This is a genomic window from Pseudomonas sp. 1121_17 (genome assembly GCF_052850745.1).
Genome location: NZ_VXCX01000008.1, coordinates 150,256 through 173,069, shown reverse-complemented (window position 1 = coordinate 173,069; position 22,814 = coordinate 150,256). Strand labels below are relative to the sequence as shown.

Sequence of the window (22,814 nt, the reverse complement as noted above, 5' to 3'; positions counted from 1 at the left end):
CTCGCTTTGCGGCATAGTCGCCGCGCATGTCGTATTGCCCTACAAGACCAAGGAACCCGCAGATGGCTACCCTACTGGTGCTGCACGGCCCCAACCTCAACCTGCTCGGTACCCGCGAGCCGGGTCATTACGGTGCCGCCACCCTCGCCCAGATCAACCAGGATCTGGAGCAGCGTGCCCGTGCCGCAGGCCACCATCTGCAGTACCTGCAGAGCAATGCCGAGTATGAGCTGATCGATCGGATTCACGCCGCGCGCAACGAAGGCGTCGATTTCATCCTGATCAATCCGGCTGCTTTCACCCACACCAGCGTCGCATTACGTGACGCATTGCTGGCGGTGAGCATCCCATTCATCGAAGTGCACCTGTCCAACGTGCACAAGCGTGAACCGTTCCGGCATCACTCCTACTTCTCCGACGTTGCGGTAGGGGTGATCTGCGGTCTCGGCGCCAGCGGTTATCGACTGGCCCTGGAAGCTGCTCTGGAACAGCTGGCTGCAAGCGCACAGCCCTGATGAAACAAGGCCTCGGCCCTCCGGGCCGAGGTCATAGAGAAACGTTTTCGACACGTTTTCAATTTACGTCCCCGACCGAACCTTGGGAGTTGCTGATTAATGGATATCCGTAAAGTCAAAAAGCTGATCGAACTGCTGGAAGAGTCCGGCATCGACGAACTGGAGATCAAGGAAGGCGAAGAGTCCGTTCGCATCAGCCGTCACAGCAAGACCCCAGCTGCTCAGCAGTACTTCGCGCCACAACCGATGGCCGCCGCTCCAGTAGCTGCGCCTGCTCCGGTTGCCGCTGCCGCCCCTGCTGCCGACGCCGCGCCAGTGCTCAAAGGCACCGTGGTCCGTTCGCCAATGGTCGGCACCTTCTACCGCAAGCCATCGCCGACCTCGCCGAACTTCGCTGAAGTCGGGCAGAGCATCAAGAAAGGCGACACCCTGTGCATCGTCGAAGCGATGAAGATGATGAACCACATCGAAGCCGAAATCGGCGGTGTCATCGACGCCATCCTGGTGGAAGACGGTCAGCCGGTTGAATTCGACCAGCCGCTGTTCACCGTCGTTTGATCCTCGGAGAGCCAACGATGTCTGCGAAGCTGGAAAAAGTCCTGATCGCCAACCGTGGCGAAATCGCCCTGCGTATCCTGCGGGCCTGCAAAGAGCTCGGCATCAAGACCGTCGCTGTGCATTCCACGGCTGACCGTGAGCTGATGCACCTGGGTCTGGCGGACGAATCGGTCTGCATCGGTCCTGCGTCGTCCAAGGATTCCTACCTGCACATCCCGGCGATCATCGCTGCCGCCGAAGTGACTGGCGCTACCGCCATCCACCCAGGCTACGGCTTCCTCGCCGAGAACGCTGACTTCGCCGAGCAGGTCGAGAAGTCCGGCTTTGCCTTTATCGGCCCGAAAGCCGACACCATTCGCCTGATGGGCGACAAGGTTTCGGCCAAGGCAGCCATGATCGAAGCTGGCGTACCGACCGTACCAGGCTCCGACGGCCCACTGCCGGAAGACGAAGAAGAAGCCCTGCGCATCGGCCGTGAAGTCGGCTACCCGGTGATCATCAAAGCCGCTGGCGGCGGCGGTGGTCGCGGCATGCGCGTGGTGCACAAGGAAGAAGACCTGATCGCTTCGGCCAAGCTGACCCGTACCGAAGCCGGTGCTGCGTTCGGCAACCCGATGGTCTACCTCGAGAAGTTCCTGACCAACCCACGTCACGTGGAAGTCCAGGTGCTGTCCGACGGCCAGGGCCAGGCAATCCATCTCGGCGACCGTGACTGCTCGCTGCAGCGCCGTCACCAGAAGGTTCTCGAAGAAGCACCGGCTCCGGGCATCGACGAGCAAGCGCGTCAGGAAGTCTTCGCCCGCTGTGTCAAGGCGTGCATCGACATCGGTTACCGTGGTGCCGGGACGTTCGAGTTCCTCTACGAGAACGGCCGCTTCTACTTCATCGAAATGAACACCCGTGTTCAGGTCGAGCACCCGGTTTCGGAAATGGTCACTGGTATCGACATCGTCAAGGAGATGCTCAGCATTGCCGCTGGCAACAAGCTGTCGTTCACTCAGGATGACGTGGTGATCCGCGGCCACTCGCTGGAATGCCGGATCAACGCTGAAGACCCGCGCAAGTTCATCCCGAGCCCAGGCACCGTCAAGCACTTCCATGCCCCAGGCGGCAATGGCGTGCGGGTCGATTCGCACCTGTACAGCGGCTATTCGGTTCCGCCGAACTATGACTCGCTGATCGGCAAGCTGATCACCTACGGCAAGGATCGCGACGAAGCCATGGCGCGCATGCGCAATGCCCTCGACGAAATCGTGGTCGACGGTATCAAGACCAACATCCCGCTGCACCGCGACCTGGTGCGTGATGAAGGTTTCTGCAAAGGTGGCGTCAACATCCATTACCTCGAGCACAAACTGGCCAACCAGGATTGATCTTGAAGTGATGCGCTGAACAAACCCCGGCCCTGTGCCGGGGTTTTTTATTGCCGCTCGTACCTCGCTTGCCTCTCCACGCGCACAAACCGCACACACTGAAGTAAACTGCCCTACTTTGCGCAGCGCAGTCGCTGCCCCCACGGATTTTTTAAGGTACCCGCCATGCCCTGGCTGCAAGTACGTCTGGCCATCAGCCCGGAACAAGCCGAAACCTACGAAGATGCCCTGCTCGAAGTAGGCGCTGTCTCGGTAACCTTCATGGACGCCGAAGACCAGCCGATCTTCGAGCCGGACCTCAACACCACGCCGCTGTGGTCGCACACCCACCTGCTGGCCCTGTTCGAAGCCGACGCCGAGCCTGAGCAGGTATTCGCTCACCTGCGCCTGCTGACCAACGCCGAGCTGCCCGAGCATCAGGCTGAAGTCATCGAAGACCAGGACTGGGAACGCAGCTGGATGGACAACTTCCAGCCCATGCGTTTTGGCCAGCGTCTGTGGATCGTGCCAAGCTGGCACGCAGCCCCTGAGCCGGAAGCAGTCAACCTGCTGCTCGACCCGGGCCTGGCGTTCGGCACCGGCACCCACCCGACTACCGCGCTGTGCCTGGAGTGGCTCGACGGCCAGCAACTGGCTGACGTGCAGGTACTGGACTTCGGCTGTGGCTCGGGCATTCTGGCCATCGCTGCGCTGCTGCTGGGCGCGCGCGAAGCGGTCGGTACCGATATCGATGTGCAGGCGCTTGAAGCTTCGCGCGACAACGCCGGACGCAACGGTATCGAAGCCGAGCGCTTTCCGCTGTACCTGCCTGAAGACATGCCGGCGATGCAGGCCGACGTGCTGGTGGCCAACATTCTGGCTGGGCCACTGGTCTCGCTGGCGCCGCAGTTGTCGGGTCTGGTACGACCGGGCGGCCTGCTGGCGTTGTCGGGAATCCTCGCCGAACAGGGTGAAGAAGTCGCCGCCGCGTATGCTGCAGACTTTGACCTGGACCCGATCGTCGTCCGCGACGGCTGGGTTCGCATCAGTGGCCGCCGTCGCTCGGCAGGCCTGAAATAATCACCTGCACAGCCCCCCGGATCGCCGCATGACCGACAGTTTCGTCACCCAGTGCCCGCATTGCCAGACCAGCTTTCGCGTCACGCATCATCAATTGAGCGTGGCCCGCGGGGTGGTTCGCTGCGGCCAGTGTCTGCAAGTGTTCAACGCCGCCAAGCAACTGCTCGAGCAAAACCGCGTAGCCACTGCCGAGACGGCGCCTGCGCAGCCGGAGCTGGCTACCCCGGTCGAAGCACCAGCGCCTGCTGGGCCGGCGCCGAGCCAGGACGACTGGCAGGCCAGCGCTCAGGCCTTTGACGAAATCGACCTGGACCAGGCATTAGCCAATCTGGAGCGTCGCGATCGGGCCAGCGAAGGCCACAGCGAGGCGCGCAGCGATGCCCTGCAGGCAGTGCGCGAGGTGCACGACCCGGACGAAGACGTCGGCCGCCCGTTCGGTAACGCCACCGATGAGCCTCTGAGCGAGCCTTCACCGCTGGTCCTCGAGCCGCCGCTGATCGAGCCCGAAGCGCTTGAGCAAGAGCTGTTTGAGCAGGAAGCCTTTGAGCACGAGCCATCGCCCCGCGAGCGCACCGAGCCAAGCATTGGCCTGGTGCTTGACCCGGACGATCAACCCAGCCGCCAGCAGCCCACGCTGGGCGCGCCGTTGACCGCAGCCGAAGCGCTGAGCCGCGAGTCTCTGGCCGCCGACGACGGCCATGACACTGTTGTAAGCGGCCTGTCGGCGCTCGATGATGGCCGCCGCAAGGAAAACCTGTCAGCGCTGGACGCCCACGACGATGAACTTGAGCAGCCGCTCGATGAGCGTATCGAACCGGGCCTGAACAGCCGCGCCAACCGACGCAAGGAGCCGCTGATCGATGTGGTCGACGACCCGCTCCAGCTGGACTGGCAAAAACCCCAGGTCAACTGGGGCAAGCGCTTGCTGTGGGGCACGCTGACCCTGCTTGCCGCCGGCTTGCTGGCCTTTCAGTACGTGTGGTTCCACTTCGACGAAATGGCCCGCCAGGACCAGTACCGGCCGTGGTTCCAGCAACTGTGCCCGACGCTGGGCTGCAAGGTGCCGACCCGGGTCGACATTGCCCGGATCAAGAGCAGCAACCTGGTGGTGCGCAGCCATCCGGACTTCAAGGGCGCCCTGATCGTCGACGCGATCATCTACAACCGCGCGCCGTTTGCCCAACCGTTCCCATTGCTGGAACTGCGCTTTGCCGACCTCAACGGCCAGTCGATTGCCAGTCGTCGTTTCAAACCCAGCGAGTACCTCTCCGGTGAATTGGCCGGGCGCGGCGAAATGCCCAGCCAGACGCCTATCCATATCGCCCTGGATATCCTTGACCCGGGCCCCAAGGCCGTCAACTACAGCCTGAGCTTCCGCTCGCCGGAGTGACAATTGCCTGCAGACGCCGGTTTACCGGCGCCTGCAGCTTGTCCAGAACTGCTAGGCATAAGGCCGCAGCTGTTCAGATTTTATCCAAATTGACCTTTATCCAGTCATCCAGAGCGGGTATTATGCCCACCCTTTTTGACCTCAATGATTCGGCCCCACAACAGGGAACACCTATGTCGGCGGTACGCATCGGCCCATATACGCTTCGCAACAACCTGATCCTTGCGCCTATGGCCGGGGTTACGGACCAGCCTTTCCGCACGCTTTGCCAGCGCTTGGGCGCAGGCATGGTGGTGTCGGAGATGGTCAGTAGCGACATGAGCCTGTGGGACAGCCGCAAGTCACGTTTGCGTCGCATCCATGAAGGTGATCCCGAGCCGCGCTCGGTACAGATCGCCGGGGGTGACGCACAGATGATGGCGGCGGCGGCCCGGGCCAATGTCGAGGCCGGCGCGCAGATCATCGACATCAACATGGGTTGCCCGGCAAAAAAAGTCTGCAACAAAGCTGCAGGCTCTGCTTTATTGAGAGATGAAGTGCTGGTCAGCGAGATCCTCGATGCCGTCATTGGCGCTGTGGATGTCCCGGTGACCCTGAAGATTCGTACCGGCTGGGACCGTTCGAGCAAGAACGGCCTGAACGTGGCAAAAATTGCCGAACAGGCCGGCATCCAGGCGCTTGCGGTGCATGGCCGCACACGCGCCGACCTGTACACCGGTGAAGCCGAGTACGACACCATTGCTGCGATCAAGCAGGCAGTGTCGATCCCGGTCTTTGCCAATGGCGATATCACCTCGCCAGAAAAAGCCCGGGCGGTGCTGCATGCCACCGGTGCCGACGGCCTGCTGATTGGCCGTGCGGCCCAAGGCCGGCCGTGGATCTTCCGCGAGATCGAGCATTACCTGCAGACCGGTGAATACCTGCCGGCGCCAGGGCTGGACGAAGTTGAACGCATTTTGCTGGAGCACCTGGCCGCGCTGCATGCCTTCTACGGCGATGTAATGGGCGTACGTATCGCCCGAAAGCACGTTGGCTGGTATCTGGCAACCCGACCCGGCGGCAAGGAGTTCCGCTCCCGGTTCAACGCTTTGGATGAGACACACGCGCAATGCGCCAACGTTCGCGAGTTTTTCTCCGAATGCCGACAGAGCCTTGAAACAAAGGACGAACAAGGGGTGGCCGCATGACGATGATGACCGAGACTTTAGTGAGTGGAACAACGCCCGTGAGCGACAACGCCAACCTCAAGCAGCACCTGAATACGCCGAGCGAGGAGGGCCATACCCTGCGCGACAGCGTCGAGAAGGCGCTGCACAACTACTTCGCCCACCTCGAAGGCGCCTCCGTCACGGACGTGTACAACCTGGTGCTCTCGGAGGTCGAGGCGCCGTTGCTCGAAAGTGTGATGAATTACGTCAAGGGCAACCAGACCAAAGCCAGCGAGATGCTCGGACTCAACCGTGGCACCCTGCGCAAGAAGCTCAAGCAGTACGATTTGCTCTAAGGCCAGAATCCCAATCAGAAAAGGCGGCTCCCGCAGGAGGCGCCTTTTTTGCTGACTCCACCGCGTTATGGAATCCGAAATGACCGACCAGACTACCCGCCTGCCGATCCGCCGCGCCCTGATCAGCGTCTCCGACAAGACCGGGATCCTCGAATTCGCTCGCGAGCTGCAACAGCTCGGCGTCGAGATCCTGTCCACCGGTGGCACCTACAAGCTGCTCAAGGACAATGGCGTCGACGCGGTGGAAGTGGCCGACTACACCGGCTTCGCTGAAATGATGGACGGCCGGGTGAAGACCCTGCATCCAAAAATCCACGGTGGCATCCTCGGTCGGCGTGGCACCGACGACGCGATCATGAACGAGCACGGCATCAAGCCAATCGACCTGGTGGCAGTCAACCTGTACCCGTTCGAAGCCACCATCGCCAAGCCTGGCTGCGACCTGCCGACCGCAATCGAGAACATCGATATCGGCGGCCCGACCATGGTTCGCTCGGCAGCCAAGAACCACAAGGACGTGGCCATCGTGGTCAACGCCGGTGACTACGGCCAGGTCCTCGAAAGCCTCAAGGCCGGTGGCCTGACCTACGCTCAGCGCTTCGACCTGATGCTCAAGGCGTTCGAGCACACCGCCGCCTACGACGGTATGATCGCCAACTACATGGGCACCGTGAACCAGGCTGCCGAGACCCTGTCGACTTCCGACCGCAGCCTGTTCCCGCGCACCTTCAACAGCCAGTTCGTCAAAACCCAGGAAATGCGCTACGGCGAGAACCCGCACCAGAACGCGGCGTTCTACGTTGAAGCGAACAAGGGCGAAGCGAGCATCTCTACCGCCACCCAGCTGCAGGGCAAAGAGCTGTCGTTCAACAACGTGGCCGACACCGATGCCGCCCTCGAGTGCGTCAAGAGCTTCGTCAAGCCGGCCTGCGTGATCGTCAAGCACGCCAACCCGTGCGGCGTTGCCGTGGTTCCGGAAAACGAAGGCGGCATTCGTCAGGCCTACGAACTGGCTTACGCCACCGACACCGAGTCGGCCTTCGGCGGCATCATCGCCTTCAACCGCGAGCTGGACGGCGAGACCGCCAAGGCCATCGTCGAGCGTCAGTTCGTTGAAGTGATCATTGCGCCGAAGATCTCCCAGGCTGCCCGTGACGTAGTAGCCGCCAAGCAGAACGTGCGTCTGCTCGAGTGCGGCGAGTGGCCAGCCGAGCGCAGCGCTGGCTGGGACTTCAAGCGGGTCAACGGTGGCCTGCTGGTGCAGAGCCGCGATATCGGCATGATCAGCGCCGACGATCTGAAGATCGTTACCCAGCGCGCGCCGAGCGAGCAGGAAATTCACGACCTGATCTTCGCCTGGAAAGTAGCCAAGTTCGTTAAGTCCAACGCTATCGTCTACGCCAAGCAGCGCCAGACCATCGGTGTCGGTGCTGGCCAGATGAGCCGCGTCAACTCGGCACGCATTGCTGCAATCAAAGCCGAGCATGCTGGCCTGCAAGTACAAGGTGCTGTCATGGCCTCGGACGCGTTCTTCCCGTTCCGCGACGGCATCGACAACGCTGCCAAGGCAGGCATCACTGCAGTGATCCAGCCAGGTGGTTCGATGCGCGATGCTGAAGTGATCGCTGCTGCCGACGAAGCCGGCATCGCCATGGTATTCACCGGCATGCGCCACTTCCGCCACTAATTTCGCCCGCCCCACCGCACCCCTGTAGGAGCGGCCTTTCGCGACGCAAGGCCACTCCTACAGAAAAGCGTCTGGGGTCGTCGCTAAACAGTTTTCGAGGTTTTAGACATGAAAGTTTTGATCATCGGCAACGGCGGCCGTGAACACGCCCTGGCCTGGAAAGTTGCCCAGGACCCACGCGTCGAAAAAGTCTTCGTCGCCCCAGGCAACGCTGGCACCGCCACCGAAGCCAAATGCGAGAACGTCGACATCCAGGTGACCGCTCTGGAGCAGTTGGCCGATTTCGCCGAGCAGAACGTCGACCTGACCATCGTCGGCCCGGAAGCGCCACTGGTTGCCGGCGTCGTCGACCTGTTCCGCAGCCGCAAGCTCGACTGCTTTGGCCCAACCAAGGGCGCTGCGCAGCTTGAAGGCTCCAAGGCATTCACCAAGGACTTCCTGGCCCGTCACCAGATCCCTACCGCTGATTACCAGAACTTCACCGAAGTCGAGCCAGCCCTGGCCTACCTGCAAAAGGTCGGCGCGCCGATCGTGATCAAGGCCGACGGCCTTGCTGCGGGCAAAGGCGTGATCGTTGCCATGAGCTTGCAGGAAGCCGAGGACGCCGTGCGCGACATGCTCGCCGGTAACGCCTTTGGTGATGCAGGTTCGCGGGTCGTCATCGAAGAGTTCCTCGACGGCGAAGAAGCCAGCTTCATCGTCATGGTCGACGGTGAAAACGTGCTGCCGATGGCGACCAGCCAGGACCACAAGCGCGTCGGCGACGGCGACAGCGGGCCGAACACCGGCGGCATGGGCGCCTACTCGCCAGCCCCGGTGGTTACCGCCGAAGTGCACCAGCGGGTGATGGACCAGGTGATCTGGCCGACCGTGCGCGGCATGGCCGCCGAAGGCAACGTCTACACCGGCTTCCTGTACGCCGGGTTGATGATCGACAAGGCCGGTAACCCCAAGGTGATCGAGTTCAACTGCCGCTTCGGCGACCCGGAAACCCAGCCAGTCATGCTGCGCCTGGAGTCGAGCCTGGTGCTGTTGATCGAAGCCGCCTTCGCCAAGGCCTTGAACAAGGTCGAAGCACAATGGGACCCGCGGCCAAGCCTGGGTGTGGTGCTGGCTGCCGGCGGTTACCCGGCCGACTACGCCAAGGGCGCTACCATTCATGGCCTCGACACTGCGGCCAAGCTGGAAGGCAAGGTCTTCCATGCCGGCACTGCGCTGCAGGACGGCCAGATCGTGACCAACGGCGGTCGCGTGCTGTGCGCCACTGCCCTCGGTCAGACCGTCGCCCAGGCCCAGGAACAGGCTTACCGCCTGGCCAAGGAAGTCAGCTGGGACGGTAGCTTCTACCGCACCGACATCGGCTACCGGGCCATTGCCCGCGAGCGTGGTGAGGCGCAGTAACAGCGCTTTGGCGAATGGCCGTGACACCCTTTGGTGCACGGCCTTCGGCTCGTCGACAGGATGCCGATGGGCCTTGCCTTCGCCTTCACACGCCGCGCATAGTTGTGCTTCGGCACACCCGCTAAGAAAGGATCTCGTCTTGCGTCGGCTTCGGATTGCCCTTGCCCTGTTCGTCAGCTTGCTGACCCTGCTCTGCCTGCCGCCGGCCTCGGCCGAGCAAGGTGCTGGCTGGTCGCTGCTGCTCGATGAACAGGCCAACCTGCAACTGAGCGACGTTCGCTCCGAACGCTACCGCAACCAATTCAGTCCGCTCCAGCTCAACGAGCTGGAGGCTGCCGAGCCTGATCAAGCGCTCTGGCTGCACTACCGGCTGGAACCGGATGACCAGCAACGCCTGCTGCGCATCTTCGCTCCCGACCTGTCCCGCCTCGATCTGTATGTGCTCAACGGTGACAAACTGCTGCGCCAGCGCCACCATGGTCCGCAGGCCAACACCGTCAGCGAGCCGACCCTGCTCGGCAGTGACCACTTGCTGACTTTACCCAACAGCAGCCAACCACTGGACGTCTACCTGCACCTGGTCTCGGAACACCAATTGCGCCCAGCCATCAGCCTGCTGTCTGCTGCCGAGGCTGCGGGTGACCAACACTTGCTGCTGTTGTTCGGCCTGTTGTTCGGCGGTCTGGTTATGCTGATCCTGCACAACGTGATCCGCTTCCTCTACGTGCGCTCGAGCACCACCCTGATTCTTGCCCTTTACCACGGCCTGATGCTGCTCAGCGCGCTGATCCTGCTCAACCTCAGCGGCCCCTGGTGGCACGTCTGGCACAGTGCACAGACGCCTGCCGCCTACCTGACCCTGGTCATGGCCGGGCTGGCCGGTCTGTACTTCACCCAGCACTTTTTCAGTACCGGCAATTCGCCGCGGCTGAATCGGCTGTTGCAGGGCGAGATGCTGTTGGTTGGCGTCAGCAGCCTGATCCTGCTGTTCGTCGACACCCTGCCGCTAAACCTGATGACCTACGCCCTGCTCGCGATTGGCAGCGCAAGCATGCTGCTGGTCAGCAGCTATCACTGGTACAAGGGCTACAGCCCGGCACGTTTGTTCGCCTTGGCGATGCTGGTGTACAACCTCGGCGGGCTGGTGTTGCTGCCAGCGTTGCTCGGCCTGACCCGCACGCCGACGCCATGGTTGCTGTGCATTCTGATGGCACTGGCGGTAAGCAGCGGCCTGCTGCTCAACCTGGCAGTGAGTGAACGCTTGCGACGCATCAACGAGGACCGCTTCCGCGCCAGCCGCGCGCTGGCAGCCAGCGACGCCGAGCTTAACGCCAAGGCCGAGTTCCTGGCCAAGATCAGCCATGAAATCCGCACCCCGATGAACGGCGTGCTGGGCATGACCGAGCTGTTGCTGGGGACGCCGCTATCGGTCAAGCAGCGCGACTACGTGCAGACCATCCACAGCGCCGGCAACGAGCTGCTGACCTTGATCAACGAGATCCTCGACATCTCCAAGCTGGAGTCGCGGCAGATCGAGCTGGACGATGTGCAGTTCGACCTCAACGCCTTGATCGAAGACTGCCTGAATATCTTTCGAGCCAAGGCCGAACAACGCAACATCGAGCTGATCAGCTTTACCCAACCGCAAGTCCCGCGGGTCATCAGCGGCGACCCGACGCGCTTGCGTCAGGCCCTTTCCAGCCTGCTGGAAAACGCGCTGAAAAACACCGAGCAGGGCGAAATCCTGTTGGTGGTGGCGCTGGATCAACGCGGCGAGCTGCCTCGCCTGCGCATTGCCGTCCAAGACAGCGGCAGCGCCATGCCACCGGCCGAGCGCGAAGCCTTGCTGCAGGCCGAGCTGCACAGCCATCAGTTTCTCTCCAGCAACAAGCTCGGCGGCCATCTGGGGCTGGTGATCGCCAAACAATTGATTGGTCTGATGCAGGGCGAATTCGGCATCAAGAGCAGCAGCAACATGGGCAACACCCTGTGGTTGACCCTGCCGCTCGACCCGTCACGTCTGGAGCAGCCACCGGCCGACCTGGACGGCCCGCTGCGCGACGCACGAGTACTGGTGGTCGACGATAACGACACCTGTCGCAAGGTCCTGGTGCAGCAATGCAGCGCCTGGGGGATGAATGTCAGTGCCGTGCCGTCGGGCAAGGAAGCGCTCGCCCTGCTGCGTACCAAGGCGCACCTGCGCGACTATTTCGACGCGGTCCTGCTCGACCAGAACATGCCCGGCATGACCGGCATGCAACTGGCAGCCAAGATCAAGGAAGACCCAAGCCTCAACCACGACATCCTGGTGGTGATGCTGACCGGCATCAGCAACGCCCCGAGCAAGGTCATCGCGCGCAACGCCGGCGTCAAGCGCATCCTCGCCAAGCCGGTGGCCGGCTACACCTTGAAGACCACCCTGGCCGAAGAGCTGGCCCAGCGCGGACGTGAGCAGGCCACGCCGCCGGCCGCGCTGGGCATGCCGCCGGCGACACTGGAAGTTCCAGCCGACTTCCACGTGCTGGTTGCCGAAGACAACAGCATTTCGACCAAGGTCATCCGTGGCATGCTCGGCAAGCTCAACCTCGAACCTGATACCGCCAGCAATGGCGAGGAGGCCCTGCAGGCCATGCAGGCTCGTCGCTACGATCTGGTCTTGATGGATTGCGAGATGCCCGTGCTGGATGGATTCTCAGCAACCATTCGCCTGCGCGAGTGGGAGGCGGCCAACCAGCGCCAGCGCACGCCGGTTGTCGCTCTGACCGCCCACATCCTCAGCGAGCACAAGGAACGTGCACGCCTGGCTGGTATGGACGGCCACATGGCCAAGCCGGTCGAGCTGTCGCAACTGCGCGAACTGGTCCAGTACTGGGCCGGGCAGCGCGAGGCGAGAGCCGCTGAGGTGGATGCATCATGACCGGCAGCGCTGAGTGCAGCCGGGCAAAGCTCAAACCCACCGCCTGAGCGGCTGATACACTTGCCGCACCCATCCCTTCGCCATGGATCCTGGCCATGCTTCATGAGTTGTTCAGCGTTTACCTGAAGATGCTCGTGCTCTACAGCCCGTTCTTCGTGCTGTCCTGCTTCATCAGCCTGACCCGCGGCCACTCCAGCAAGGAGCGCAAGCAACTGGCCTGGCGCGTGGCGATTGCCGTGCTCATTGCCAGCGTGCTGTTGTACCTGTTTGGCCGGGTGATCTTCGGCGTGTTCGGCATCACTGCCGACGCCTTTCGTATCGGTGCCGGCAGTGTGTTGTTCATTTCTGCGCTGGGCATGGCCCAGGGCAAGCCGGCGGTGCAGAGCGACAACGTCCAGCAGGACGTAACCATCGTACCGCTGACCATCCCGCTGACCGTCGGCCCCGGCACCATCGGCGCGCTGCTGGTGATGGGCGTCAGCCAGCCGCACTGGGATGACAAGCTACTGGCAATCGTCAGTATTGCTCTGGCCAGTTTCACTGTCGGCCTGGTGCTGTACCTCTCGCACCGTATCGAACGAATCCTGGGTGACCAGGGCTTGCAGATCGTCAGCCGCTTGATGGGGCTGTTCGTCTGTGCCCTGGCTGCGCAGATCATCTTTACCGGGATCAAGGGCTACTTGCTGAGTTAGGTTTGATAGTCCTCGATATTCAGCAGCGCTTGCTTCACCTCGCCAGCCAGAACCTTGGGCAGGTAAGTACTGATGAACGCACGAGCATTGAACCGAACCAGCTCGGCGCGCACGTTTCGGTAGCTACGCTTGCGATCCATGAAGCCCGTCGAGAAGCTCGACTTCTTGTCATTCTCGAAGTATAGGACCATGTCGACCCGACCGTTGCCGGCCGGCGCACAGGGCAGAAATTGAATGCACTGACGCTCTGCGGCTTTTCGCTCGAATGAGCGCAGCGTGGTCGGATTGGCCATCAGCCGGCTCAAGGCGAACTTGGTCGATTCGGCAAAATGTTCACCTGCCGTAACCGCGATGGTCTGCAGTGCCTTGTCGACCAGTTTCGGCCGTTTGTCAGACGGCCAGTGAATGTCTTCAGCCGACACCGCATCCCAGCCCATGAACTTGAGCTGATTGCGAAAGTAGCTCAGCCAGTCCTCGATCAGACCATCATTGAACACGCTCAGGGTGGCACGCTCAGCCAACGCAACCGCCGTCTTCACCGCATCACGCTGTTGCAGATCAAGGCCAGGCAGAAAACTCACGATCGATGAGCCAATCAATGCCGCTTGGTTGTTCACCATAATGTTCTCCTATGCGGTAGTTCCCAAGTCGAGCACGTATGGGGTCTGCTGTTGTTTACTGGCTATCAGCGTATGTAACTTGCTACGCATGGGTTCGAATGCCTGCACGTCGCACACCAGCGAGATACAGCGCAATTGAACCTCTGCCGGCAACGCTGCCATTTCGTCCAGGCTGGGTTGCATCGTCCCCTCGACAGAGGCCGTGCATTGCCAGGTCAGGCTGCACAAATGCAGATGCGCCTGCGCGTCCAGCAGCCCGATTTCCAGCACTACAGGTTGCTGCAATTTATCGACCGGACAAATGAAGCCTTCGAGCTGTCGCTGCCCTGCGCAATGGTGGCGCAGGCCTCCGATAGCCCTGCGCAAGACCTGAACGCCGTCGATTCCGGCCTGCCCGAGCCAGGCCTGAAGCGGCTCAGAAATGACCAGCTCAGTGATGGCCGTGACGTTTTGCGTATCATGGGCCTGACCAGTCACGAGCCACTTGATCTCGCCATACACCGCTCGATAAGCGCGATACCAGATGGACGGCTGTGCAAAGCGATTGCCTGCACGCTTGTTCGCGATCAACTGCGCGTAGAGCAAGCAATCGATGGCGGCCTGACGTTGCGCAGCAGTGATCTGAGGAGCAATCAACAAAGCTGTTCCGGCTACCAGCACTAGAGATTGATTTTGTGTTTGCATGGGATGCCTGCTATCTGCAAGACGCTGGAGTGACAGCGACCTAGGTCGCCGCCAGCCTAATCAGATCTCGTATTCGAGAATGTCTTCAACGGAACGTACCCCGAGCTTGTTCTCGACGTGATCACGTACGCGGTCGTAGATAGTTCGGTTGAGCGACAACACTGCGCTGCCGGCGTAGTACTCCGAGGAAGTAATGTTCCACTCCACACCAAGCAGATCGGTGTTGGCCTTTGGCGCGGCGGCGTTGACGCAGCTCATCACCAGCACCACTTCGCCGTCCGGCGTCTCTATGCACGCGCCCAGTCCGACCATGCCGCTTTGCTTGTTCTTGCGATCGGTGATGAACACCCGCTTCTCGCCTTCGATGGAGCCGAGTTTTTCCATCGCCTTTTTTGCAAGTGTGCCCAATGCGTCACCGATAGGTCCGCCCAGCACTGCAGTACCGGCAGCGGCCATAATGCGGAACACCACGGCACCGACGGTGACGGTCACCGAAGATGCGGTTTCCAGTTCGAAGCTGCGGCGCGCGGCAACAAAGCCGCAATCCTGCATGACCTTCAAAAACTGGTCGTACCAAGCTTTACTCTGCACTTGCGGGTCATACAGTTTGTCGGCCACCAGGGTGGCGAAATGGAAGGCATTTTTGACATCGTTGCGGCTTTGCAAGGACATCCCGGCACCGCAGGCGAGCAGCGAATCCTGAACCAGAATGGCGGTATTGGAGCTTTGGATGTTGTTGATGTCAGACATGGCGAAAACCCTCAGTGGTAGCCCCTGCGATTCAGGGGCTACCACCCTATGGGGATACCACTAGGCAAACAGCGCTGCAGGATTTCCGCAGGACATCAGCTCCGTGCCGGGTACCAGCGCGGGGTGTAGACCCAGGTGCCACCGTCAGCACGCGGTAACGTGCAGGTTGTAGAAGACCCGACCAACACCATGGTGCGCATGTCGACCATTTCTGGCAGCAGTTCGGCCAGTGTGACTACGCGCAGCGTCTGCCCTGGCCTACCAATATCGCGACCAAGGACTACCGGCGTGGCGCCTGAGCGATGACGGCGCACGACGTCCAGCGCTACACCCAATTGCCAGGGTCTGGCTTTCGAAATCGGGTTATAGAACGCCAGCACCAGATCAGCCTGGGCGGCAAGGTCCAGGCGTGTCTCGATGATCGACCAGGGTTTGAGGTTGTCCGACAGCGACATCACGCAGAAGTCATGCCCCAGCGGCGCGCCAGCCTGAGCAGCGGTAGACAACGATGCCGATACGCCAGGTAGGATCTGCAGATCGACCTGATGCCAGGCCGGGTCGGTCGACTCGTGCAAGGCCTCGAGCACGGCGGCTGCCATGGCGAACACGCCGGGATCACCCGACGACACCACCACGACCGAACGGCCCTGTGCGGCCAGCTCAAAGGCATGCCGGGCGCGCTGCATTTCTTCGCGGTTGTCGGTGTTGTGCAGTACCTGATCCGGGCGGAACGGGCCAGCCATACGCACGTAGGTTTCGTAACCGAGCACATCCTCGGCCAGGCTCAGCTCGCGCTTGACTGCAGGCACCATCAGTTCGGCCGCGCCGGGGCCGAGGCCGATCACTGCCAGCCGGCCACGACCGCGACCGACCTGGGCAGGGTCGATGGGCGCGCTGGCAACTGCCACCAACAACCCCGAGTGTTCACTCAAGCGGGCGCCAGGCACGCTCTGTTCGACCATCTCGGCCAGGCTCACTGCCGGCGCGGCAAAGCGCAGTGCGACACCGAGTTGCTGCGCCGCCTGGTGCAGGCCCGGCAGGGCCATGTGCTGGTCACTGGCAAGCAGGCACGCCAGCGCTGGCTCGGCAATATTGGCCTCGCGCAGAGCCGCGCGCACGTGTTCGGCAAGCTCGGCAGACTCGGCACTGACGGCGACCAGCACCGAACGTGGATGGATCAGCAGTTCGTCACGGCTGGCGGGGCGCGCTTCGCAGCCCACGTGAATGGTTCGTTGCGCTGCCGCATCGGCGGGCAGTTGCGCCTGCGCAAGCCACGGCGCATCACCCTCGATACGCACGCTCTGACCGGCCAGCAGGTCGGAGACAAAGCGCTTGCCCTGCTCCAGGTCTGCCAAGGCATAGCCAACCGGCGGATTGAGCAGGCAGGTGCCAAAACGCAGTTCACCACTCGTGGTGATCGCGGCAGCGACCGACAACGCCGCGCCGATCTCGCGCGCCATCACGTTGACCCCGCCGAGGCCGCCGAGCAACGGCACTACGGCACTGCCATCTTCGGCAACCACCAGTACCGGAGGCTCGACATCCTTGTCGCTCAGCACGCTGGCCAGGCTGCGGATGACGATGCCGGCAGCACACAGGGCAATGATCGGCGTGTCTTGCAGATACAGCTCGCGCAAGGTGCTGCCAAATGATTCATAGCCACTGTCGGCGCCCGCGACCCGGCCATTCAGGCCATGGATGCTGGCCTCGGGATACAGTTGCTGGAGGCGCTGCGCAGTAGCCAGGCTGGCCTGGCCGAGGATGATGATGGCCGGCGCTTTGCGTGGGTTCAGCCCTGCCATTTTTCACCCGGCACGATGATCAGCGAAAAGTAGGGCGACGACTGCGGATCGACCGCGTCCAGCGCAACGATTTTCTGATTGGCCATGGTCGCACGCTCAACGTACAGCGCGCGCTGGTCCAGGCCCAACTCGGCCAGCACCTGGCGCACCTTGGGGAAATTGCGCCCCAGTTTCATGATCACAGCCGCATCGGCGTCGGCCAGCCGCCGCTTGAGCTCTTCGGCAGACAACACACCGGACAATACGGTCAGGGTCTGGTTGCGGTAGACCAGCGGCGCGCCAAGCACCGAGGCGCCGCCAAGCATCGAGCAGACACCGGGGATCACCTCGGCCTCGAAGCGCTGCGCCAGCCGATCGTGCAGGTACATGTACGAGCCGTAGAAGAACGGGTCGCCTTCACAGATAACTGCCACATCGCGGCCGGCATCCAGATGCGCAGCCACCTGCTCGGCCGCTTCATCGTAGAAATCGCTGATCACCTGCTCGTACGACAGCGGCGCCGGCAGCGCCTCGGTAGTCACTGGGTAGACCAAGGGCAGCAAGGTCTGCTGCGCCTGCAGGTGTGCCTCGATGATGCCGAAGGCATTGCCGCGTTTGCCCTTGGCGACGAAGTAAGCCACCACCGGCGCCTCGCGCAGCAGGCGCAGCGCCTTGACCGTGATCAGCTCCGGGTCGCCGGGGCCAACGCCAAGGCCGAACAGTCGTCCGCGTGGGTTCATCATTCCACCTCCGTGGCCAGCGAGTTGACTGCGGCGGCGGCCATTGCGCTGCCGCCGAGGCGGCCCTGCATGATCACGAACGGCACGCCGCGGCTGTCGGCAGCCAGCATCGCCTTGGACTCGGCAGCGCCGACAAAGCCTACCGGGAAGCCAAGAATCAGCGCTGGTTTCGGCGCGCCCGCGTCGATCATCTCAAGCAGGTAGAACAGCGCCGTCGGTGCATTGCCGATCACCACCACGCTGCCTTCCAGGTGCTCGCGCCACAGCTCCAGCGCGACTGCCGAGCGAGTATTGCCCTGCTCTTTGGCCATCGCCGGCACGCGCGGGTCGCGCAGGGTGCAGATCACCGGGTTGTTGGCCGGCAGCCTGGCGCGGGTGATGCCCTCGGCAACCATGTGCGCGTCACACAGAATCGGCGCGCCCTTGGCCAGGGCTTCGCGCCCGGCAGTGCCGGCGCCCGCGGAAAACTGCAGACCATCGATCGCCTCTACCATGCCGCAGGCGTGAATCACCCGCACCGCGAGCTTTTCCAGATCAGCCGGGATCCGCTCCAGGCGGGCCTCCTCGCGGATGATCCGGAAGGAATTGCGATAGATCTCCTGACCATCGCGAATGTAGTCAATCATCAAGGTGCTCCGTGGGCAGGTCGAGCATGGCGCCTGCTGCTTTCAAGGTAAGGTCGGTCGCACGCAGGGCACCAAAGCCGGGCTGCTGCGCGTCACGCAAATAAAGGTCGTAGCGGCCCGGCGAACGGGCCAGCAAGGTCGCCGGGGCGACATGGGCCACAGCGCAGGAGCGCGGGCAGCCGCTGAGGTGCACGCTGGCCGGTGCGCCGGGCGCAATCAGCGCGGCGAGCTGGACGGCATCGGCCTTGGTCTCGGCCAGTGCCTTGGCACAACCGCTGGCGCCGCTGCAGGCGGTCACTCGTGCCAGTGGCTCGCGGCTGGAGCAGACCAGGCCGAGCGCCTGCAACTGGGCCTGGGCGGCCTGCAATTGACTTGTTGCGATGCTGCTCAACACCAGGCTCTGCCAAGGACTCAAGTGCAATTCACCGTCACCACAAACGCGCGCTACCTGGGCGGCGCCACGCAGCGTCGCCGGGGTCAAGCGACCCAGCGGTGGGGCAACGCCAAGCGCAGTGCCCTGGGCTTGCGCCAACGGCCCGAGCCAGTTAGTACAGGCCTTGGCCCGCCGCCATTGGAGCACTGGCGGGTCGCGCCGCAGCTCGATGCCGAGGCCTTCGACGAAATGCTCGACCGGGCAGGTCTGCAGCAACTGGCGCATACGCGACTGCTCAGAACTGGCTAACTGGAGAAAACGCTCCAGCACCGCCCGAGTCAGCGCCAGCCCAGCGGCCAACGGCACCGCGCCCAGCGGCTGATCGGTGCCTGGGCAACCGGCCAGACCGAAGGCCAGCCAGGTCTGCTGCTCCAGTTGCAGCGGCGACAGCCACAGGTCATGCGGGTGTTCGAGCATGGCCAGGTGCTCAGCGCCATCCAACTGCACGGCAAACTTGGCCGAAAGTTGATGCAGATGCGGCGTGCTTTCGAGCATCTCGAGGATCTGCCCGGCCAGCGGCCGGGTATCCAGCAGCATGGCCGGGTCGCGCCCGGCCAGCGGGCTCAGCATCAGGTTGCGGACATCGTCGCCAGCCGCCTGGCGCGGGCCGAGGCCAGCCGCCAGCAAATGTTCGATCAGCGCAGCGTGCTGCGCGCCGACCCCGCGAATCTGCAGATTGCCACGGTTGGTAGCCTCGATCACACCGCCAGCAAAGCGCTCGGCAGCCTCGGCCACAGCGTCGGCCTGATCGGCCAGCAGCAGGCCACCCGGCAGCTTGATCCGGCAGATGCCGCCATCGCGGGCGGCGACGATGCGCCACAACCCCGGGCAGGCCGAGGGGCGGGGCGAAACGGCAGGGTGTAGGGGCGGGTTCAAGAAGGCATCCGGCAATCGTCAAAGTGCGCTTGAGTGTAGAAGGCGCGGTATTATGCCTGCTTTGCTCGACGGCATGAAAAACCGGCGGTCGAAGATCGTGTGAATTTGCGGCCGTTGTGGCCCACTCAAGCTTGATGAGGAAGCAGATGGCCCCCTGGCTGACAGTTGTAGGTATCGGTGAAGACGGTTTCAGCGGCCTGGGCAAACCTGCCCGGCGTGCCCTGCTGGCGGCTTCGCGGATCTTCGGCAGCCCGCGCCAGCTGGCGCTGTTGCCGCACTGTGTCAGCGCCGAGCAACTGCCTTGGTCGAGTCCGTTCAGCCTGGAACCGGTGCTGGCCCTGCGCGGCGAGCCGGTATGCGTATTGGCCAGCGGCGACCCGATGTTCTTCGGCGTCGGCGCCAGCCTGGCGCGGCAGGTGCCAGCCGAGCAGTTGCAGGTTCTGTCGGCGCCATCGTCCTGCGCCCTGGCAGCTGCGCGCCTGGGCTGGCCATTGCAGGAGGTGCAGATCGTGTCGCTGGTCGCCCGCCCGCTGGCCGCACTCAACGCCTACTGCTACACCGGCTTGCGCCTGCTGGTGCTGAGCAACGATGGCGACAGCCCGGCACAGATCGCTGCGCTGCTGCGCGACAAAGGCTTCGGCCCGAGCCGCTTGCAGGTGTTCGAGCACCTTGGAGGGCCGCAGGAACGTCATGTGCAAGGCACGGCCGAAGACTGGCCACACGGTCAGCTGGCTGCGTTGAATGTGGTCGCCATCGAATGCCAGGCTGCAGCGGACACACCGCGCTTGTCACCTGCTGCCGGCTTACCGGACTCGGCCTTCGAACACGACGGCCAGCTGACCAAGCGCGATGTTCGCGCGATCACCCTCGCCCGCCTGGCACCGCAACCCGGCGCGCTGTTGTGGGATGTCGGCGCTGGGTGTGGCTCGATCGGCATCGAGTGGATGCGCGCCCACCCCAGCTGCCGCACCCTGGCGATCGAAGCCGATGCAGGCCGGCAAGCGTTGATCGAGCACAACCGCGACGCGCTTGGCGTGCCGGGGCTGCGCCTGATCCGCGGCAAGGCCCCGCAGGCGCTGGCCGAACTGGAGCGGCCCGACGCGATCTTCATTGGTGGCGGCGTCACCGGCGAAGGCATGCTCGCCCTGTGCTGGGAGCGCCTGCGCCCCGGTGGCCGGCTGGTAGCCAATGCCGTCACCCTGCAAAGCGAAATGGCCCTTGCCCAGTTTCGCGAAGCGCACGGCGGCGAGCTGACCCGCATCCACATTGCCCACACGCAACCGCTGGGCAACTTCGACACCTGGCGCCAGGCCTTGCCGATCACCTTGCTCGACGTAGTGAAAGCCCTGGATGCGTGAGGAAACCCGCGAACAACCCGCGCCCCTACGCAGCGGCCTGACCACCGGCAGCTGCGCCACGGCAACCAGCCTCGCCGCCGCACGTCTGCTGCTGAGCGGTGTCGACGCCGACGCGGTGCACATCACCCTGCCCAAGGGCAAGGTGGTGCAGATGCGCCTGGAGTTCTGCAGGCGTAACGGCGACTGCGCCGAGGCCGGCACCTTGAAGGACGCCGGCGACGACCCCGACGTGACACACGGCGCCCTGCTCTACAGCCAGGTGCGCCTGCTCGCCACGCCCGGCGTACGTTTTGTCGCGGGTGTCGGTGTCGGCACCGTAACCCGGCCCGGACTGGTGCTGGCGGTCGGCGAGCCGGCCATCAACCCGGTACCGCGACGGATGATCAGCGAGCACCTGCAGCAACTGGCCAACGACTGTGGCTACAGCGGCGGTTTCGAGGTCACGGTGAACGTGCGTGACGGTGATCAGTTGGCCCTGAAAACCATGAACCCACGCCTGGGCATTCTCGGCGGTCTGTCGATTCTCGGCACCAGTGGTATCGTCCGGCCGTTCTCCTGCGCGGCCTACATCGCCTCGATCCAGCAAGGCATCGATGTCGCCCACAGCAACGGCTACACGCATGTCGCTGCCTGCACCGGCAATGCCAGCGAAGACACCATGCGCCGGGTCTACAACCTGCCGGAAATCGCCCTGATCGAGATGGGCGACTTTGTCGGTGCGGTGCTCAAGCACCTGCGCAAGGTGCCGATGGCGCGCCTGAGCCTGTGCGGCGGTTTCGGCAAGATCAGCAAGCTGGCTGCAGGCAACATGGACCTGCACAGCCGTCATTCCAGTATCGACCTGCCGCAGTTGGCCGGTTGGGCTCAAGCGCTGGGCGCCGATCAGTCGCTGCAGCAGGCGATCATCACCGCCAATACCAGCCAGCAGGCGCTGGCCCTGGCGCATGCAGCAGGCATCGCGCTGGGCGACGCAGTGTGTGCTCATGCCCGCGCCTTTGCCTGCAGCGTGGTGCCGGCGCAGGTGCAGGTCGAGGTGTTTGCCATCGACCGCCAGGGCGGCATCGCCGGCCGGGCGGGTGTGCAATGAGCGAGCGGATTCTGCTGCTTGGCGGTGTTACCGAAGCCTTGGCCATTGCCCGGCGGCTGGGCCCGCAGCATGTCTACAGTCTGGCCGGCGTCGGCCGCGTGCCGCAAGATCTGCCCTGCCAGCTACGGGTCGGCGGCTATGGTGGCGCCGAGGGCCTGGCGCAGTACCTGCGCGAAGCCGGCATCAGCTTGCTGATCGACGCGACCCATCCCTACGCGGCGCAAATCAGCGCCAACGCCGCGCAGGCTGCGCGCAGTGCCGGTGTGGCCTGCTGGGCACTGCGCCGCCCGGCCTGGCAGCCCCAGCCGGGAGATGACTGGCGTGAGGTGGCGGACTGGGCCGAGCTGGTCACGGTCCTCTCGCCGTTTGCCCGGCCACTGTTCACGCTGGGCCGCGAGCCCCTGGCGCATCTGCACGAAATACCCGAGCAGCAGTTCTGGACCTTGCGTGCCCTCGATAGCTACCCGGGCAATGACCGCTGCGAAGTCATCGCCGCCCGCGGGCCGTTCGCCCTGGCGGATGAGCACGCATTGTTCGCCCGCCGCCAGATCGACGTGCTGATCAGCAAGAACAGCGGCAGCGTCGCCACCGAGCCCAAGCTTGAGGTCGCCCGCGAGCTGGGCATACCGGTGCTGGTGCTCAAGCGCCCACTACTACCGACAGTGGATCGTGAATTTGCTCAGGTAGACACCTTGCTGGCCGCGCTGGGGCTTTGATCGCGCTGCTGGCGCCAGCGGGCGGACTGGTAGAGAAATTTCCTGCA

At 63.3% G+C, this 22,814-nt stretch carries 21 protein-coding genes; 14 read left to right on the top strand and 7 right to left on the bottom strand.

Going from position 1 to position 22,814, the window contains the following annotated elements; genetic code table 11:
- Positions 1-62: 62 nt before the first annotated feature.
- The 11 genes from aroQ (at position 63) to FW789_RS16190 (ending at position 13,096) form a co-directional block, all read left to right on the top strand.
- A complete protein-coding gene (aroQ, locus tag FW789_RS16240; RefSeq protein ID WP_103435907.1) occupies positions 63-515 on the top strand; it encodes a type II 3-dehydroquinate dehydratase in 453 nt (150 codons plus the stop codon).
- Between the two features lie 99 nt (positions 516-614).
- Positions 615-1,073 (top strand): acetyl-CoA carboxylase biotin carboxyl carrier protein, encoded by a 459-nt coding sequence (gene accB / locus FW789_RS16235; protein WP_103435906.1) that lies wholly within the window; start codon positions 615-617, stop codon positions 1,071-1,073.
- Positions 1,074-1,090: 17 nt separating this feature from the next.
- Positions 1,091-2,446, top strand: coding sequence for an acetyl-CoA carboxylase biotin carboxylase subunit (accC, locus tag FW789_RS16230; RefSeq protein ID WP_186700589.1), 1,356 nt, complete (start codon positions 1,091-1,093; stop codon positions 2,444-2,446).
- A 165-nt stretch (positions 2,447-2,611) separates the two neighbouring features.
- Positions 2,612-3,505, top strand: coding sequence for a 50S ribosomal protein L11 methyltransferase (gene prmA, locus FW789_RS16225; protein ID WP_103435904.1), 894 nt, complete (start codon positions 2,612-2,614; stop codon positions 3,503-3,505).
- A 28-nt stretch (positions 3,506-3,533) separates the two neighbouring features.
- Entirely contained in the window at positions 3,534-4,895 is a 1,362-nt protein-coding gene (locus FW789_RS16220; RefSeq protein WP_207073777.1) for a DUF3426 domain-containing protein, read from the top strand.
- Positions 4,896-5,068: 173 nt separating this feature from the next.
- A complete protein-coding gene (gene dusB, locus FW789_RS16215) occupies positions 5,069-6,082 on the top strand; it encodes a tRNA dihydrouridine synthase DusB (protein ID WP_101316073.1) in 1,014 nt (337 codons plus the stop codon).
- Complete coding sequence (gene fis / locus FW789_RS16210) at positions 6,079-6,399, top strand: DNA-binding transcriptional regulator Fis (RefSeq protein ID WP_207073776.1); 321 nt, start codon at positions 6,079-6,081, stop codon at positions 6,397-6,399. The genes dusB and fis overlap by 4 nt, the downstream gene beginning before the upstream one ends.
- 79 nt (positions 6,400-6,478) lie before the next feature.
- Complete coding sequence (gene purH, locus FW789_RS16205; protein ID WP_103438686.1) at positions 6,479-8,086, top strand: bifunctional phosphoribosylaminoimidazolecarboxamide formyltransferase/IMP cyclohydrolase; 1,608 nt, start codon at positions 6,479-6,481, stop codon at positions 8,084-8,086.
- Positions 8,087-8,194: 108 nt separating this feature from the next.
- Complete coding sequence (gene purD, locus FW789_RS16200) at positions 8,195-9,487, top strand: phosphoribosylamine--glycine ligase (protein ID WP_446431750.1); 1,293 nt, start codon at positions 8,195-8,197, stop codon at positions 9,485-9,487.
- Between the two features lie 139 nt (positions 9,488-9,626).
- Positions 9,627-12,404 carry a hybrid sensor histidine kinase/response regulator gene (locus FW789_RS16195; protein WP_207073774.1) on the top strand — a complete coding sequence of 926 codons (2,778 nt, stop codon included), beginning with the start codon at positions 9,627-9,629 and terminating at the stop codon, positions 12,402-12,404.
- Between the two features lie 95 nt (positions 12,405-12,499).
- Positions 12,500-13,096: a MarC family protein gene (locus FW789_RS16190; RefSeq protein ID WP_103435899.1), complete on the top strand. Its 597-nt coding sequence runs from the start codon at positions 12,500-12,502 to the stop codon at positions 13,094-13,096.
- Here the strand turns inward: FW789_RS16190 and FW789_RS16185 are convergent.
- From FW789_RS16185 to cobG, 7 genes are all read right to left on the bottom strand, one after another.
- Positions 13,093-13,716, bottom strand: a complete 624-nt coding sequence (locus FW789_RS16185) for a hypothetical protein (protein WP_186700596.1) — start codon at positions 13,714-13,716, stop codon at positions 13,093-13,095. The genes FW789_RS16190 and FW789_RS16185 overlap by 4 nt on opposite strands.
- A gap of 9 nt (positions 13,717-13,725) precedes the next feature.
- Entirely contained in the window at positions 13,726-14,400 is a 675-nt protein-coding gene (locus FW789_RS16180; RefSeq protein WP_411562250.1) for a hypothetical protein, read from the bottom strand.
- 60 nt (positions 14,401-14,460) lie between these two features.
- Positions 14,461-15,150, bottom strand: coding sequence for a hypothetical protein (locus FW789_RS16175; RefSeq protein WP_446431749.1), 690 nt, complete (start codon positions 15,148-15,150; stop codon positions 14,461-14,463).
- Positions 15,151-15,245: 95 nt separating this feature from the next.
- A complete protein-coding gene (gene cobJ / locus FW789_RS16170; RefSeq protein WP_446431748.1) occupies positions 15,246-16,952 on the bottom strand; it encodes a precorrin-3B C(17)-methyltransferase in 1,707 nt (568 codons plus the stop codon).
- Positions 16,940-17,674, bottom strand: a complete 735-nt coding sequence (locus tag FW789_RS16165) for a precorrin-2 C(20)-methyltransferase (protein WP_446431747.1) — start codon at positions 17,672-17,674, stop codon at positions 16,940-16,942. Before FW789_RS16165 ends, cobJ begins: the two co-directional genes overlap by 13 nt.
- Positions 17,671-18,297 carry a precorrin-8X methylmutase gene (locus tag FW789_RS16160; protein WP_103435893.1) on the bottom strand — a complete coding sequence of 209 codons (627 nt, stop codon included), beginning with the start codon at positions 18,295-18,297 and terminating at the stop codon, positions 17,671-17,673. The genes FW789_RS16165 and FW789_RS16160 overlap by 4 nt, the downstream gene beginning before the upstream one ends.
- A complete protein-coding gene (gene cobG / locus FW789_RS16155) occupies positions 18,290-19,621 on the bottom strand; it encodes a precorrin-3B synthase (protein ID WP_446431746.1) in 1,332 nt (443 codons plus the stop codon). The genes FW789_RS16160 and cobG overlap by 8 nt, the downstream gene beginning before the upstream one ends.
- A gap of 131 nt (positions 19,622-19,752) precedes the next feature.
- Here cobG and cbiE point away from each other — a divergent pair, with 131 nt between their 5' ends.
- The 3 genes from cbiE to FW789_RS16140 are packed head-to-tail and all read left to right on the top strand — an operon-like array spanning position 19,753 to position 22,767.
- Complete coding sequence (cbiE, locus tag FW789_RS16150; RefSeq protein ID WP_186700608.1) at positions 19,753-20,964, top strand: precorrin-6y C5,15-methyltransferase (decarboxylating) subunit CbiE; 1,212 nt, start codon at positions 19,753-19,755, stop codon at positions 20,962-20,964.
- A complete protein-coding gene (locus tag FW789_RS16145) occupies positions 20,957-22,051 on the top strand; it encodes a cobalt-precorrin-5B (C(1))-methyltransferase (protein WP_446431745.1) in 1,095 nt (364 codons plus the stop codon). The genes cbiE and FW789_RS16145 overlap by 8 nt, the downstream gene beginning before the upstream one ends.
- Entirely contained in the window at positions 22,048-22,767 is a 720-nt protein-coding gene (locus tag FW789_RS16140; RefSeq protein WP_446431744.1) for a cobalt-precorrin-6A reductase, read from the top strand. The genes FW789_RS16145 and FW789_RS16140 overlap by 4 nt, the downstream gene beginning before the upstream one ends.
- The last annotated feature ends 47 nt before the right edge of the window (positions 22,768-22,814 follow it).